The organism is Bradyrhizobium sp. USDA 3650 (genome assembly GCF_054057395.1).
The window spans coordinates 6,357,649-6,373,567 of record NZ_JBSRZG010000001.1 but is presented as its reverse complement, the minus strand read 5'-3'; the positions used below and the strand labels follow the sequence as shown (position 1 = coordinate 6,373,567).

General features: G+C 65.0%; 12 protein-coding genes and 1 pseudogene. 6 read left to right on the top strand and 7 right to left on the bottom strand.

Features of this window, described 5'->3' with window-relative positions:
* Positions 1-51: 51 nt before the first annotated feature.
* Genes ACVIN2_RS29875 through ACVIN2_RS29850 form a run of 6 tightly spaced genes read right to left on the bottom strand, consistent with a single transcriptional unit; the run spans position 52 to position 7,803 of the window.
* Positions 52-1,920 (bottom strand): ABC transporter ATP-binding protein, encoded by a 1,869-nt coding sequence (locus ACVIN2_RS29875; RefSeq protein WP_456768327.1) that lies wholly within the window; start codon positions 1,918-1,920, stop codon positions 52-54.
* Positions 1,921-1,929: 9 nt separating this feature from the next.
* Positions 1,930-2,856: a 2-hydroxyacid dehydrogenase gene (locus tag ACVIN2_RS29870; protein ID WP_456768326.1), complete on the bottom strand. Its 927-nt coding sequence runs from the start codon at positions 2,854-2,856 to the stop codon at positions 1,930-1,932.
* Between the two features lie 12 nt (positions 2,857-2,868).
* On the bottom strand, positions 2,869-4,197 hold the full coding sequence (locus ACVIN2_RS29865; RefSeq protein WP_456768325.1) for an NAD(P)/FAD-dependent oxidoreductase: 1,329 nt from the start codon (positions 4,195-4,197) through the stop codon (positions 2,869-2,871).
* Positions 4,198-4,255: 58 nt separating this feature from the next.
* Complete coding sequence (locus ACVIN2_RS29860) at positions 4,256-5,131, bottom strand: ABC transporter permease (protein WP_456768324.1); 876 nt, start codon at positions 5,129-5,131, stop codon at positions 4,256-4,258.
* Between the two features lie 2 nt (positions 5,132-5,133).
* On the bottom strand, positions 5,134-6,084 hold the full coding sequence (locus ACVIN2_RS29855) for an ABC transporter permease (RefSeq protein ID WP_456768323.1): 951 nt from the start codon (positions 6,082-6,084) through the stop codon (positions 5,134-5,136).
* A gap of 27 nt (positions 6,085-6,111) precedes the next feature.
* Complete coding sequence (locus ACVIN2_RS29850; RefSeq protein WP_456768322.1) at positions 6,112-7,803, bottom strand: peptide ABC transporter substrate-binding protein; 1,692 nt, start codon at positions 7,801-7,803, stop codon at positions 6,112-6,114.
* A gap of 219 nt (positions 7,804-8,022) precedes the next feature.
* Between ACVIN2_RS29850 and ACVIN2_RS29845 the strand changes: the two genes are divergently transcribed.
* The 5 genes and pseudogenes from ACVIN2_RS29845 (at position 8,023) to ACVIN2_RS29825 (ending at position 13,610) form a co-directional block, all read left to right on the top strand.
* Positions 8,023-8,655, top strand: a complete 633-nt coding sequence (locus tag ACVIN2_RS29845; RefSeq protein WP_007595614.1) for a cupin domain-containing protein — start codon at positions 8,023-8,025, stop codon at positions 8,653-8,655.
* Positions 8,656-8,796: 141 nt separating this feature from the next.
* A pseudogene (locus tag ACVIN2_RS29840) lies at positions 8,797-10,639 on the top strand (ATP-binding protein).
* Positions 10,640-10,716: 77 nt separating this feature from the next.
* Positions 10,717-11,166 carry a cupin domain-containing protein gene (locus tag ACVIN2_RS29835; protein WP_027570597.1) on the top strand — a complete coding sequence of 150 codons (450 nt, stop codon included), beginning with the start codon at positions 10,717-10,719 and terminating at the stop codon, positions 11,164-11,166.
* A 41-nt stretch (positions 11,167-11,207) separates the two neighbouring features.
* Positions 11,208-12,281 carry a hypothetical protein gene (locus ACVIN2_RS29830; RefSeq protein ID WP_456768321.1) on the top strand — a complete coding sequence of 358 codons (1,074 nt, stop codon included), beginning with the start codon at positions 11,208-11,210 and terminating at the stop codon, positions 12,279-12,281.
* 153 nt (positions 12,282-12,434) lie between these two features.
* Positions 12,435-13,610, top strand: a complete 1,176-nt coding sequence (locus ACVIN2_RS29825) for a YncE family protein (protein WP_456768320.1) — start codon at positions 12,435-12,437, stop codon at positions 13,608-13,610.
* A 36-nt stretch (positions 13,611-13,646) separates the two neighbouring features.
* Here the strand turns inward: ACVIN2_RS29825 and ACVIN2_RS29820 are convergent, their stop codons facing one another.
* Complete coding sequence (locus tag ACVIN2_RS29820; RefSeq protein ID WP_456768319.1) at positions 13,647-14,465, bottom strand: ABC transporter substrate-binding protein; 819 nt, start codon at positions 14,463-14,465, stop codon at positions 13,647-13,649.
* Positions 14,466-14,720: 255 nt separating this feature from the next.
* Here ACVIN2_RS29820 and ACVIN2_RS29815 point away from each other — a divergent pair, with 255 nt between their 5' ends.
* Positions 14,721-15,914, top strand: coding sequence for an efflux RND transporter periplasmic adaptor subunit (locus ACVIN2_RS29815; RefSeq protein WP_456768318.1), 1,194 nt, complete (start codon positions 14,721-14,723; stop codon positions 15,912-15,914).
* Positions 15,915-15,919: the final 5 nt, after the last annotated feature.

The window sequence follows — 15,919 nt, the reverse complement described above, 5'->3', positions numbered from 1 at the left end:
GCTGCACGATTCCATCGTGCATTTTGGAAATGATTTTACGGCCTGCGCACGTCAGTTGGACCATTCCTCGCCCCAGACCTGGACGACGTGGCCCGGCGACACCTCGCGATATTGTCGAACGGGCGGCTGGTAGTCGGGCGCGCGTACCGGGCTTCTGATCTCGTCGTTCGCTACCTCGCGCCTGGTGCCGCGGCGCGCTGGATCGGGCACCGGCACGGCCGCCATCAGCTTCTTCGTATAAGGATGCTGCGGATTTCCGAACAGGGCCGCGCGCGGACCGGTCTCGACGATCTCGCCAAGATACATCACCGCGACGCGATGGCTCATCCGCTCGACCACCGCGATATCGTGGGAAATGAAGAGATAGGCAAGGCCCATGCTGGCCTGAAGGTCCAGCATCAGATTGACCACCTGCGCCTTCACCGAAACGTCGAGCGCCGAGACCGCCTCGTCCGCGACGATCAGCTTCGGTCCGAGCGCGAGCGCACGAGCAATGCAGATGCGCTGGCGCTGACCACCGGAGAATTCGTGCGGAAAGCGCGCGGCCATGTCGGCGGTGAGACCAACGCGAACGAGCAGGTCGGCGACCTTCTCCCGCGCCTGCGACGCCGTCGCGAGCCCGTTGGCGAGCAATGGGGCCGCAATCGCCGTACCCACCGACATGCGCGGGTTGAGGCTCGCGAACGGATCCTGGAACACGATCTGCATCTGCTTGCGAAAGTCACGCAAGGTGCGGGCATTCATCGCCAGCACATCCTGCCCGTCGATCAGAACGGTGCCACTGTCCGGCTCCGTCAACTTGAGAATGGAGCGGCCCGTCGTCGATTTGCCGCAGCCGGATTCGCCAACCAGCGCAAGCGTCTCGCCGGCGCGCAAGGTGAAGGAGACGTTCTCGACCGCATGGACGCGGCCCGAAACCTTGCCGAACAGGCCCGAGCGAATTGGAAAGCGCGTCGTGAGGTTGGAGACTTCGAGCAGCGGTCGCTCGGCAATCGAGACCGTATCGGGCGTCTCCGCCGGCTCGTCCGAGGTCCCCGTCATCTTGTCGACGATCGGAAACCGCATCGGCCGCGTCCGCCCGTCCATCGAGCCGAGGCGTGGCACGGCCGCGAGCAGTGCCCTTGTATAGGGATGCGAAGGGGCTGCGAAGATGCGCGAGGTCACGTCGGTCTCCACCGCCTGGCCGCCATACATCACCACGGTGCGGTCCGCGATCTCGGCCACCACGCCCATGTCGTGGGTGATGAAGAGGATCGACATCCCCTCTTCCTGCTGAAGCTCCTTCAGAAGCTCCAGGATCTGGGCCTGGATCGTGACGTCGAGCGCGGTGGTCGGCTCGTCCGCGATCAGCAGCCTCGGCTTGCAGGCCAGCGCCATCGCGATCATCACGCGCTGGCGCATGCCGCCGGAGAAGCGATGCGGATGCTCGTGGAAGCGCGATTTCGCCGCAGGTATCCGCACGCGATCGAGCAGGCGAATGGTCTCGACCTCCGCCGCCGCGCGCGACAGGCCGCGGTGCTGGATCAGTGCTTCCGCAATCTGGAAGCCGATGGTCAGCACCGGATTGAGGCTCGTCATCGGCTCCTGGAAGATCATGGCGATGTCGTTGCCACGAACATCCTTCATGCTCGCCTCGGGCAGCGTCAGCAGGTCGCGACCGGCAAGCCGGACGCTGCCTTCGACTCGGCCGTTCTCCTTCGGAATGAGCCGCATGATCGAGAGCGCGGTGACGCTCTTGCCCGAACCGGACTCGCCGACGATCGCCACGGTTTCCCCCGAGGCAATATCGAACGACACGTCGCGGACGACGGGACTCCATTCCCGCTCACGTAGGAAGGACGTCGTCAGGCCGGAAACCGACAGCACCGGCGACTGCGCGTTGGCAGCGACTTGATCAGCTCCGCTTGCGCCCATGCTCATGCCGGTGTCCTAATAGCCACGACTACGATCGACACGCCCAGGCAGCTCCTCGCCGCGACGGTGGCGCGCAATCACATCCAGCACGAAATCGACCGCCGTATCCGGCGTGGTCATGCTGGCATTGTGCGGCGTGACCAGGATGCGCGGATGGCTCCAGAAAGGGTGACCCGCAGGCAGCGGCTCCGGCTCGGCGACATCGAGGACGGCACCCGACAATGCGCCACTGTCGAGCGCCGCGAGAAAGTCGGCTTCGACCAGATGCGGGCCACGCCCGACGTTGACGAGCGACGCGCCGCGCGGCAGGCGCGCGAACAGATCCGCATCCAGGATGCCGCGGGTCTCGTCGGTCAGAGGCAGCAGGCAGACGAGAATGTCGGTCTGCGCAAGGAAATCCGGCAACGTCTCCATGCCCGCATAACAGGTGACGCCGTCGATCTCGCGCGGCGAGCGGTTCCAGCCGAGAAGCGGAAAGCCGAACGCCGTGAGGCGTTCGAGCACGGCCTGGCCAAGCTGGCCAAGACCCATCACGCCGACGCGACGACGTTTGGCCGGCGTGATCCGGATCTCGCGCCAGACTTGCGCCTTCTGCTGGCCGATGAAGTGCAGGAGATCACGATGCAGGGCGAGCACCGCCATGGTGACGTATTCGACCATGGTCTCCGCGATGCCCGGCTCCAGCATGCGCACCAGCGGAATGTGCGGCGGAACTTTTGACGCGTCGAACTGGTCCACACCCGCACCGACCGAGAAGACGAGCTCGAGGTTTGGGAACGTCGTCGCGATGTCGTCCGGCGGCACCCACGCCACGAGATAGCGGACGTCGGCGGGATCGCCGATGTCGGGCCAGAGCCGGAATGGCACTTCGGGCGCGCGCTCGGCGAAGAAGCCCGCCCACTCCGCGCCGCGAACCATGTTGGCCTTGTACAGAACCGTCATGCCGCAAGATCCTCAGAACGGGCTGACCGGCGCGAGCCGGCGGCCGTCGATCAGGCGCTTGTGGCTGTAGGCCGCGGGATCGACCAGCGGCGTCGCGCCCGTCACGATGTCGGCGGCGAGCTTGCCGGCCGCGGGACCGATGCCAAAGCCGTGGCCGGAGAAGCCGGTGGCCAGGAAGAAGCCGGGCATGGCGTCGACCGGCGAGATGACCGGAATGGTATCTGGCGTGCAGTCGATCGTACCGCCCCAGGCTTCCGCGATCTCGATGTCCTTCAATTCAGGGTTCGACTTGATCAGCGAAGCCAGCGCGGCATTGACCAGCGACATGTCAGGCGCGGGATCGCGCACCCGCTCGGTCTCGAACGGTGACGGCTTGTCCAAGCTCCAGCTCGTGCCGCGCATGAGCTGGTCGAAGAAGGATTTGCCGAACGACAGTTTCAACCCGTTCTTGCGATGACGATAGGTCGGCCAGAAGGTCCGCGCGTAGCGGAACAGATCGGGCGACAGTTCGACCGTGCCGCGATTGCGCAGCGCCAGTGTAAAGCCGCCGTCGAGGCGGCGGCGGATGCAATAGAAGTCGGTGCCGAGCGCGCCGGAGGTGATCTCCGGCCCCGGTGTGGTCCGGCACGCGGTGGCGTTGACGAGGCCGATCGGCAGCTCGATGCCGTGGCGTCGGCAGAACAGCGACGACCACGCTCCGCCGGACAGCAGCACCGATTGCGTGCGAATAGTGCCCTTCTCGGTGACGACGGCGCTCACCCGTCCGCCTTGCGTCTCCAACCCACGCGCGGCGCAGCCCTGATGAATGGTGACGCCGTGTTTTCGCGCGGCGGTCGCAAGCGCCGGCACGGCCATCGAGGGCTCGGCGCGCCCGTCGCTCGGCGTGTGCAGGCCGCCGACCCATGTCTCGGCATTGCCGGGCAGACGCACGGCGACCTCCGCCGGCGTCAGGACCGTGGAGTGCACCTGCATCTCGCGCGCCGTTGCAGCCCATCGCTCCCAGCTGGCGAGTTCGTCCTTGCTCTTGGTCAGGAACAGCACGCCGGTACGGCGGAAGCCGGCATCGACACCGGCATCGTTCTGCATGTCTTCCCACAGCCGCAGCGCCTCACGGGCCAGCGGGATCTCCTCGCGCGCGCGGCCCTGCTGGCGGCACCAACCCCAATTGCGGCTCGACTGCTCGCCGCCGACATGGCCCTTCTCGACCAGGGCGACGGAGAGGCCCTTCTTCGCGAGATGATAGGCCGCGGAGACGCCGATGACGCCGCCGCCGATGACGACGACATCCACCTGCGCCGGCAGGCGTTCGTCACTGTTTATACGGGTGAGCGGCGGGGACATGGGACACTCCGGAGATTCAGTTCGATCGAGACAGCTCGGCTCGTCGCTCGTTTGCAGATCATGGGATGTTCATTCGCGGATCGAGCGCGTCGCGCAGGCCGTCGCCAAGGAAGTTGAAGCTCGTCACCGCCAGCGTGATGGCGAGGCCCGGCGCAATCGCGAGCCAGGGCGCGCTGGTGAGATAGATCTGCGCGTTGTTAAGCATGTTGCCGAGGCTCGCGGCCGGCGGCTGGATGCCGTAACCGAGATAGCTGAGATAGGATTCCAGCAGAATTGCCTTGGCGACGTTCAGCGTCGCCGCCACCACGATCGGCGCGACCGCGTTGGGCACGAGCTCGCGGAACATGATCCGCAGGTTCGAAGAGCCGAACGCGAGTGCAGCAACCGCAAACTCACGTTCCCGCAGCGAGCGCACCTGGGCCTCGACGACGCGGGCCACCCACATCCAGGCGGTTGCCGCGATCAGCACGGTGGTGGTGACGAAGCCGGGCTCGATGAGCGCCGCGAGCGCGAGCAGCAGGAAGATGGTCGGAAAGCACAGCATGGCATCGACGAGCCGCATCAGCACCGCGCCGACCACGCCGCCATAGAAGCCGGCGAAGGCGCCGACGACGATGCCCACCGCCATCGCGATCACCATCGCTACGAAGCCGATCGACAGCGAGACACGCGCGCCCATCATCAGCCGCGCCAGCACGTCGCGGCCGAGCTCGTCGGTGCCGAGGATGTGCGCGCCCGACAGCGGGGGTGCGAACCGCTTCATGACGTCGATATAGGTGTCGTCGAACGGCAGGAGGTACGGGCCGAATGCCGAACCGAGGATGAGAAGCAAAATGATCAACGCGCCCGCGAGCGCAAGGCGATGCCGGCGGAAGCGCCGCCACGCCGCCTGGCCCGGCGCAACTTGATCGGTGGAGAGGGCGGCAGTCGTCATCCCTAGCCCACCCGAATGCGCGGATCGACGACGGCATAAAGGATGTCGGCGAGCAGCGACCCGATCAGCACCATGATCGCCGAGAACATCAGGATGCCCATCACTACCGGATAGTCGCGGTAGCCGATCGAATCGAGGAACAGTCGGCCCATGCCGGGCCAGGTGAACACGGTCTCGGCGACCAGTGCACCACCGAGCAGCGTCGGAAACTGAAGGCCGCCCACCGTGATCATCGGCAGCAGCGCGTTGCGCAAGGCGTGAACCGTAAGGATGCGCCATTCCGGCATGCCCTTGGCGCGCGCGGTGCGAATGTAGTCCTGATTGATGACTTCGAGCATCGAGGAGCGCATGAAGCGGCCCCACATCGCGGTCTCCACCAGCGCCAGCACCAGCGCCGGCGCAATGAGATGATGGAGCAGATCGAGCGGCGAGCCGTCGCCGACGGTCTGCCGGTTGCCGGCCGGCAGCCAGCCAAGCTTCACGGAGAACACGTAGATGGTGACGAGGCCGAACCAGAAGGTCGGGATCGACAATGCGATCATGGCGCCGACGGTCGCCAGCGAATCGAACAGCGAATACCGGCGCAGCGCACCGAGCACACCGATCCAGCAGCCGAGCAGCACCGCGATGATGGTCGCAGTCGCCATCAGTTCCAGCGTGGCGCCAAGATGCGAGGAGATCACCGCCAGCACCGGCTCGCCGTCGCGATACGAGCGGCCCCAATCGCCCCGCAGCATCCGGCCGAACCAGTCCAGATACTGGATCGGCAGCGAACGATCGAGGCCAAGCTGCCGGGTGACGCGATCGAGATCCTCCTGCGTCATCTGCGCGGACGCGGCGAATTGCGAGAGCGGGCCGCCCGGCGCCAGATGCAGGATGGCGAAGCCGATCGCGGACACGATCACCAGCAGCATGATCGCCTGCGCCAGGCGATTGGCGACGTAAGGGGCCATCTCAGGCGATCTCGCGCACCTGAACCATCAGGCCCAATACCATTCGCGGATGTTCCAGCAGTTGATCGACATGTTGATGTTGGGGCGGAAACCTTGCAGCCCTTCCTTCACGCCTTCGGCGATGAAGCCCTGGAACAGCGGCAGGATCGCGAGGTCGTCGCGGACGAGCTTTTGCAGATTGCCATAGGTCGTCTTGCGCTGCGCCAGATCGAACTGCTTGGCACCTTCGGCGAGAAGCCGATCCGCCTCCGGGTTGCGATACTGATAGGTGTTGTAGCCGCGGCCACCCTTGGCAGGGATGGCGCCGGAGCCGAAGCGGGGCGTCACGTCGGGGTCGCTGCCGAGCATGAAATTCACCCCCACGATCACCGAGTTGAATTTCGATTGCTGCCAGAAGTCGCCCCAGATCACGGCGGCCGGCATGTTGTTGACGCGCATCGCGGCACCGATCGCGCGCCAGTCCTGGATCAGCAGCTGCTGGGTCTGCTCGCGCACCGCGTTCCCCGACGTCGTGGAATTGGCGAATTCGAGCTTGACGCCGCCCTTCTCGCGCACGCCGCCGGCGCCGCGGACCCAACCGGCCGCATCGAGCAGCGTGTTGGCCTTGGCCGGATCGTATTTGTGCTGCGGCAGTCCCTGCTGGAACGACCAGGCCTGTTGCGGCACGAAGCTTTCGGTCTGCGTCGGCAGGCCGTAGTTCAAGGCATCGATGATCGCCTGCTTGTTGATCGCGAGATACAGCGCCTCGCGCACGGTGCGGTCCGCCAACGCGCCGAACTCCAGATTGGGCGCAATGTGCTCCACCGACGACGTCGAGGAGACGAAGATCTTGCGCCCCTTCAGCGTCTTCGCCTCCTGGACGAAATTCGGCAGAATGCCTTGCAGGCCGGTGTAGTCGACCTGTCCGGTGCGGAACTGGGTGTAGAGCACGGTCAGGTCCGGAATGTACTTGAACACCACCCGTTCGACGTACGGCCCCTTGCCGTGATAGCCGGTGTGAGCATTCAACTGAATGTGGTCGCCCGGCACGCGCTCGCCCCAGCGGAACGGTCCGGTGCCGACGGGTGCATTGTGGAACGGCGAGGCGTTCGGATCGGTCACCTTCTCCAGGATGTGCTTGGGCACGATGAAGGTCAGCGATCCCAGGATCGACATGTAGGGCGAATAGGGAGCTTCCATGCGCCAGTGAATCTCGTCGGGCGCGACGACCTTGATGTCCTTCACGAGGCTATGGCCGACCCGGCTGCGCGCGCGGAAATCGGGATTGTTGATCAGCTCGAGCGAAAACTTCACGTCCTCGGCCGTGAACGACGTGCCGTCGTGCCATTTCACGTCGCTGCGGAGCTTGATCTTCCAGGTCAGGCCGTCGGCCGACAGGCCGCCGTTCTCGAGGGTCGGGACTTCGCGGGCGAGGTCGGGAACGAACTTGCCGTCGGGATCGATGAACCAGAGCGGCGAGAACACCTGCCACCAGATACCCTGATCGACTTCGATGCCCGGCATCAGGGGATGAAAGACCGTCGGCTCCTGCGACAGCGCCGCGATCACCTGCCCGCGCGGCTTGTCGGGCGGATTGGTCGGGCGTTCGGTCTGCGCAAATGCGGCGCCCGAAAGCGTCCATCCCGCCGCGGCGCCTGCGCCGAGCTGAAAGATCTGACGGCGATTCGGATTGCCGAGATGCAGTGCTCCAACGCCGAACTTCCCGGTGTCGTCCGCCATGACCACTCTCCGTTTTCGCACGCGGCACCGTCTCCCGCGCCCCGAGATCCCCGGCAAAGGGACAGGAGTGGGCTTTAGTGCTTCTAAATTTTTCTATCAAAAGTTCATCACGACTAAATACAGCTGTCAATCGTATTGCTAGGATGCGCGACCTTTTCACTCCGACTGAAGCTTCGGACCATCGTTGTCCGGGGCTGAGATGATGCACGGGAGAGCGACATGGATGGTCGCGGCGAGATCAACGATCCGAAGGATGCTCCGGCGATCGAGGCCGACGATGCGGTCGACCAGCGCCTCGGCGAGACCGTGCGGCTGCTGCGGCAACGTGCAGGCCTGTCGATCCAGGACGTCGCCAACAAGACCGGCCTCTCCAACGGCATGATCAGCCAGCTCGAACGCGCGCGTGCCATGCCGTCGATACGCACGTTGCGCCTGCTCAGCATCGCGCTCGACGTTCCCATCTCCTATTTCTTCGAGACCACCGATCCCGCCGACGTGCAGCGCTACATCGTGCGCAAGAACAGCCGGCGCCTGCTGCGGCTCACCGCCAGCGGCGTCGTCAAGGAAGCGCTGACGCCGGCAGACAAGGGCCAGCTCGAACTCTACGAGCTCACGCTCAATCCCGGCGCCTCGTCCGGCACCGACTTCCTGCAGCACACCGGCGAGAAGGCGGGCTATATCCTCTCGGGCAGCCTGCGGCTGTGGCTCGACAACCAGGCCCATCTGCTCGAGGCCGGCGACAGCTTTCGCTTTCCGAGCATCGTGCCACACATGTTCGACAATCCGACCCAGCAGACGGCCCGCGTGATCTGGGTGACGACGCTGCGCCAGACCGATTCGCCGGCAGGTTGAAGCGCCGCCAACCCGGCACCACCGCAAATTGCCCCTCGACGCCGCCGCGCGGAATCTGTAGCTCACATCTGTCGCTGACGTGGAGCCGGACATTGACAGGGCGGACACGGGGGGCCGCGACTGACGCGTTGGTGTGAGACCATGAAACTCAGGGGGCTTCTGACACTCGCGATGACCGCGCAGGTCATCGTGACCGCGGCGGCTCTCCTCGTCTCCTATGCCGCGACCGGAACCGGGTTCGGCATTGCCCAGATCGTCGCCCTGCTCGCAAGCGGCGCCATTGCCGTCCTGCTCGCTCGTCTGTGCACGCGCGCGATCGAAACCGCGCAGGAAAAACGTGCCGCCGCGCAATTGGCCGAGCAGGCGCAGGCCAGCGCACAGATGACGCAAGCCGTCATCAAGACCGCGCTCGACGCCTTCATTCAGACCGACCAGAGCGGCGTCGTGCTGGAATGGAGCCTTCAGGCCGAGGCCCTGACCGGATGGACGCGCAAGGAGGCGGTCGGCACCGACGTCGTCAACCTCCTCATCGCCGAACCGCTGCGCGACGGCTTCAGGCAACGCATGATGCGGCTGCTGCCGGAATTGTCGGATACGCCGATCGGCATCCGGTTCGAAGCGACCCTCGCTGCACCGGGACGGCAACGAGATCCTGATCGAGGCCTCCAGCACGGCGCTGCGCATCGGGGAGCGCACCCTCATCAACAATTTCGTCAAGGACGTCACCCAGAAGCGCGCCGCCGCGGAGCAGCTGATCCAGGCCCAGAAGATGGAGGCGATCGGCCAGCTCACCGGCGGCATCGCGCACGAATTCAACAACATGCTCACCGTGATCACGGGCACCATCGAGATCCTCGCCGACGCCGTGAAGGACAATCCGCCGCTTGCGACCATCACCAAGCTGATCAGCGACGCCGCCGACCGCGGTGCCGCGCTGACGTCGAGCCTGTTGTCCTTTGCCCGCAAGCAGGCGCTCAAGCCGGCCGAGAGCGACATCAACGAACTGCTCGGAGAGCTCGCAAAGCTGCTGCTGGCAACCTTCGACAAGAAGATCGAGATCGTGACCCGGCTCGACGGCAACATCTGGCTCGCCCTGGTCGATCGCGGCCAATTGAGCTCGGCACTTCTCAACCTCGCGATCAACGCCCGCGACGCGATGCTGGACGGCGGCAGACTGACATTGACGACGCGCAACGTCGTGTTCGGCGTCCGCGAAGCCGTGGCGGTCGGGGCCGGCTATGCCGGCGACTATGTCGAGATCGAGATCGCCGACACCGGCACCGGCATTCCGCCGGCCATTCTGGAGCGGATCTTCGATCCCTTCTTCTCGACCAAGGACGTCGGCAAGGGCACGGGGCTTGGGCTCAGCATGGTGTTCGGATTCATCAAACAGTCCGGCGGCGGCATCAAGGTCGCTTCCGAAGAAGGACGCGGCACGATTTTCACGATCTACCTGCCGAAGGCGGAGGCGAGCACGCTTCGCCCCACCGGCTATGACGAGCGCAAGGTCGTGGGCGGGACGGAAACCATCCTCTGTGTCGAGGACGACGGCGACGTCCGCCAGTACGTTGCGGTCCAGCTCGAAAGCCTCGGCTACAAGGTCATCCCGGCCGCCAATGCGGCCGAGGCACTCGCCATCGCGGCCGAAGGCACGCCCTTCGACCTGCTCTTCACCGACATCGTGATGGCCGGCAGCTTGAATGGACGAGAGCTCGCCGACGAGATGGTGGCAGCGCGCCCCTCGCTGCGGGTGCTATTCACGTCGGGCTATGCCTACGACGCCCCGCATGCGCAGGGACGTGCCACCAAGGGCGCGCCGCTCCTGATAAAGCCCTATCGGAAGGCCGAGCTCGCGCGCATGCTGCGCCGCTCTCTCGACACCGCCGTCGACGCGGTTGGCGATCCGATCCCGACGCCCTATTCGGTGCAGGCCGATCTCGAAGGGTTTTTGCGCAGGCAGGCGGCTGAACGCGACAGGCGTTAGGGCGCGTCTTGCGCATGGACAGCGCATGGCTGCTGCGCAACACTCCGTCTCAGTTACAATCCCATTGGAGGCGAGCCATGACGTCACTCGAAAAAGGCATCACCGCGAACGGTACAGGCTATGGCGGCAAGACCTGGAACATCCTCGGCCAGGTCTACTTCCCGAAGGCCGTCACCGAGTCCACCTTCGCGTTCGAGACCAACAGCGATCCCGGCCAGTTCGTGCCGGTGCACATCCATCCGACCCAGGACGAATTCATCCTGGTGCAGGAGGGCACGCTCGACCTCAAGCTCGACGGCAAATGGGTCAAGGCCCATGCCGGCGACCTCGTGCGCCTGCCGCGCGGCATCCCGCACGGCTATTTCAACAAATCCGACAAACCGGCCCGTGCGTTGTTCTGGGTCTCGCCGATGCAGAAACTGGAGGCGCTGTTCAATCAGCTCCATGACCTGACCGACCCGGCCGAGGTCGTGCGCATCTCGGCGCTGCACGAGGTCGACTTCCTGCCGCCCGAAGCCAACGACTAGGCTACGATCCCCCGACCGACGAATCGTTGGGGGAACCGGCCATGCCTGCACGACGTCAACTCCTCGCCATCATCGCAGCACTTGGGCTGCTCCTTACGACGTTGGTCCCGAGCCGGGCGCAAACGCTCACCGCCAGGCAATCGGAGGCGGTTGCGACCTACGAGCGAGCGCTCGGCGACTTCAAGGCGATTCTGGCCGAGCGGCGCCGCCAGATCGACGCCAGGCAGCCGCTGCCGAACCTGCCGGGCCAGGCGCTGTATCTGGCACGCGTCGCCGTGATCAGTGCTTACAAGGATCTCACCGACGCCATGCCCTCTCGGATCGGCAGGCCCAACAAGTTCGAGATACCTCCGGCCTATTTCGACGCCGATATCGAACCGCTGGTCGACGAATACTCAAAACTGTTCGAGATCATGGAAGCGCCGCCGGCCGGCGCGCAGAACTCGGCGACGCCGTTCAAGGACGTGGTCGATCTCGCGGTCGCGATCGCGCGCGCCAAGGGGCTTGCGCCTGACCACGCCGAAGCCGCGGGCCGGATCAGCCTCGGGCTGTTCTTCGCCGAGACCAACGGCAAGCAGAACGTCCGCAACGGGCGCTCGAACACCTATATGGGCAGCTTCCAGACCGGCCCGTCCGAGGACCGCAACGGCCGCAGGAAATGGGAAGCCATCAAGGGCGAGATCGCGGCGGCCGATCCCGGGTTGAGCGCGCGCGACGACAAGGAGGAGGCGCGGGCCAGCGGCACCGATCATCGTTTCAATCACTGGACCAACGTGCGCGACGGCCTGATGAACGCGCATGCGGATGTTTTCCGGGAGATCCCGGCAATCGTGAAGACGCTGCCCGACCCGATCGACCAGATGAAGCTGTTCGAGCTGATCCAGATCGTTCCGACCCCGACGCGGTCGGCGCTCAAGTCCGGCGATCTCCTGAACTACAGGGTGTCCAGTCCGACGATCATGAAGCACCTGCGCAACAACAGCATCTTCGCATTCGGACAGGCCGACCGGGCGCGCACCTCGGCAAGCTTCCGGGAAATCCTTGGCGCGATGTGGCTGTTCAAGCGAAAATTCGAGAAGGCGATGACGAAGTATGCGGAGATCAAGCCGCGCTGAGGGGCCTCGCCGCGTGGCACGCGGGTGAGAGCTAGCTCCCGCCTTGTAGCCGTCCGTCGGCGTCTTCGATGGCAAACGTTCGCCGCCTGGTCATTGCGTCCTGCGCCCGGTGCATTTAGCTTCTTCGGACAAAAACAAATCCAGGGGGGACACATGACAGCCGCTCTTCGCAAGCGCACGCACCGTGCCGCATGGGCCTTGATCTCAACATCGCTGGCGGGCCTCGCCAATCTCGCCGCGCACGCCGAGATCGTCGTCACGGCCAATGACGGCAAGATGGTGCTGGAGAACGGCAGCGCCGTGGTGCGCAAGCAGCCGCTGCCCGACACGGTGAGCGTCATCGACTTCACCGACGGTGCCTTGAAACTTCTCGGCGAGGTGCCCGCCCCCGCCAGCGTCGTCGGCCCGCCGCCGAGCGTGGCCATTGCGCCGGATGGCGCGTTCGCCCTCGTCACCGGCGCGATGAAGCTCGATCCTGCGGATCCGGCCAAGACGGTGCCCGACGACAAGCTCTCGGTCATCGACCTGAAATCCACGCCGCCCAAAGTGCTGGCGACCTTGCAAGCAGGCGCCGGCGCTGCCGGCGTTTCGATCAACCGCGCGGGCACGCTGGCACTGGTCGCGAACCGCAGCGAAGGCACGGTCTCGGTCTTCACGATCAGCGGGAGCACGCTGACGCCGGCCGGCAAGATCCAGCTCGGCGACGCCAAATCAGGACCCAGCCACGCGGTCTTTTCCCATGACGGAGCGACCGCGCTGGTCACCCGCGACGGAGACAGCAAGATCTCGCTTCTGACCGTGGACGGGAGCAAGGTCGAGTACGCCAAGCGCGATCTCTCCGCGGGCATCCGCCCCTACGACATCGATCTCACCGGCAGCGCTACGGCAATCGTCGGCAATGTCGGCGCCAGCAGCGGTGACAACGACTCGATCAGCCTGATCGACATGACGGCGAAACCGATCCGCGTCGTCACGACAGTCACCGTCGGGCAGACGCCGGAAGCCGTGAAGATGTCCCCGGACGGCAGCCATGTGGCCGTGACCGTCATGAACGGTTCGAACAAGCCGTCTGCCTCGCCGTTCTTCAACGATTTCGGACTGCTCAAGATTTACAAGATTTCGGGCACTGACCTTACGCCGGTGACGGAAGCGAAGATCGGCCATTGGTGCCAGGGCATGGTGTGGTCGAAGGACTCCAAATATGTCGCGGCCCAGTGCATGGTCGAAAACGAGCTGATCGCCTTCTCGTTCGACGGCAAAGCGCTGAACAAGACATCCACGCTCAAGATGCAGGTGAGCCCCGCGGGCATCCGCACCGCGGAACCGTAGGGCCGCAGCGCGGCGCAGCGATCTTGCGCCGCCGTCCTATTCGGTGCGGATCGGCGTGTCCTTCAGGCCATTGTTGTCATAGGCCTTGCGCAAGGTGCCGTTCGTCACCGCGTCGTTCATGAATTTGCTCACGAACGCCAATGCATGGCTATGGCCGAGCGGGACGGCGACGGCGGTGACGGTCTTCTTGAAGGTCTCGTCGAGCACGCGCGTGCCCGGGATCTTCTGCGCCATCTTGTTGAGCTGATCGCGCGACAGCGCGAAGGCGTCGATCTCGCCGCTGCTGAGGAGCGCGAAAATCTCGTCATAGGTTTGGTAGCCCGTGACTTTCGCATTCTTCAAATGCGCGACCGCGCCGCGCATGGTGGTGGTGGCGTTGACGGCCGCGACCTTGATGCCCACTTGGTCGAGCGTGGCAAAATTGGTCACGTTCGAAGCGGCCTTGACGATATAGGTGGCGTCCGCGACCTCGTAGATCGGGCCGAACATCATCCTGGTCTCGCGCTCGGGATCCTTCGGGAGCCAGGTGACGTCCCAAGCACCTTTTTCAAGAGTGCCTTTTGATGCCGCATCGGTGATCTGGCCGGAATTCTGATGCACGACATATTCGACGGGCACGCCGAGCTGGGCGGCCATCTCCTTGCCGAGATCGACGGGAACGCCGGCATAGCCGGCTTCGGTTTTGGTGGACCAGAACGCGCCGCCCGCCGGGCTGATCGCGATCGCGACCCGCAGCTTGCCGGTCGGTGCGATCTCGTCCTTCAGACCATCGGCTAGCGCGGGCATGGCAACCGCCGCGGCGAGAACGAGGCCGGCAAGCACCGACTTAAGGACCGACTGGAGAGACGTGGGCATGTCATGATCTCCCGACCTTTTCTTCTTGTATTCTTCTCTGGTTCGTCCCGACTGCTTCGCGTGCCGCCGCAGGGCCTTTGACATAATTCTGGTCGATCGTGCGCGCGATGAAAAGCGGTTTCTGATGGCAAAACTGCCAAAGGCCACAGCGCAGTCTGCAGTGCAAGGCCGACGACTGCCATGGCTATGGTGTTCCACGTCCGGGCATTTGTTGATAGCCTTCCGCCCCGACAGACAGTAACCGGGGGCCACCGAATGACCTGCGCGAATCCTGCATCTCCCGCACGACGCAACGCAGCGCGGAGACATGTCGGGCGGGCACTGGCCGCCGCGATGGCCGTGGCCGCGCTCGCCGGCTGTGAGGACAAGAATACGTTCGTCGCCCCGCCGCCGCCCAAGGTGGACGTCGCCGCGCCGGTGCAGCGCCCGGTGACGCGGTATGTCGAGGCCACCGGCAACACCGCGCCGGTCAAGAATGTCGATCTCGTCGCGCGCGTGCAGGGATTCCTGCAATCGATCGATTACCAGGACGGCGCCTTCGTCAAGCAAGGCACCCAGCTGTTCACGATCGAGCCCGAGACCTACAAGCTCAAGCTCGACCAGGCGCAGGCGGCCGAGGCCGGCGCGCAGGCCTCGCTCCGGCAGGCGGAAGCCGACTACAAGCGGCAGAGCGATCTCGTGCAGCGGCAAGCGGTCTCGCAAGCGACTTTGGACAGTTCGACCTCGAACCGCGACAACGCACAGGCCAACCTCCAGCAGGCCCAAGCCAACACCCGCCTCGCCGAAGTCAACTACGGCTACACCAAGGTAAGCGCACCATTCGACGGCGTCGTCAGCGCGCATATGGCCTCGATCGGCGAACTCGTCGGGGTCTCCTCGCCCACTCAACTCGCCTCCATCGTCGCGATGGATCCGATCTATGTGAACTTCACCGTCAACGAGCAGGACGTGCTGCGCATCCGTGCCGAGGCCGCTCGCCGCGGCCTCACTGCCGCCGACATGAAGCAATTCCCGATTCAAGTCGGCCTGCAGACCGAGGCCGGCTATCCGCATGAGGGCAAGCTCGACTATGTCGCTCCGACCCTCACCCAATCGACCGGCACGCTCGCGGTGCGCGGTCTCGTGCCCAACGACAAGCGCGTCCTGCTGCCCGGCTATTTCGTCCGCGTCCGCGTGCCCTTCACCCAGGAGAAGGACGCCCTGCTCGTGCCCGACACCGCGCTCGGCAGCGACCAAGGCGGCCGCTATCTCCTCGTCGTCAACGGCGACAACGTTGTCGAGCAACGCAAGGTGCAGATCGGTCCCGTCGACAACGGCCTGCGCGTGATCGAAAGCGGCTTGAAGCCGGAGGACCGCGTGGTGACCGCAGGGTTGCTGCGGGTGATTCCGGGCCAGAAGATCGATCCGCAGGTGACGAAGATCGAGCAGCCGCAGGCGTCTGCCAAGTAAGATCC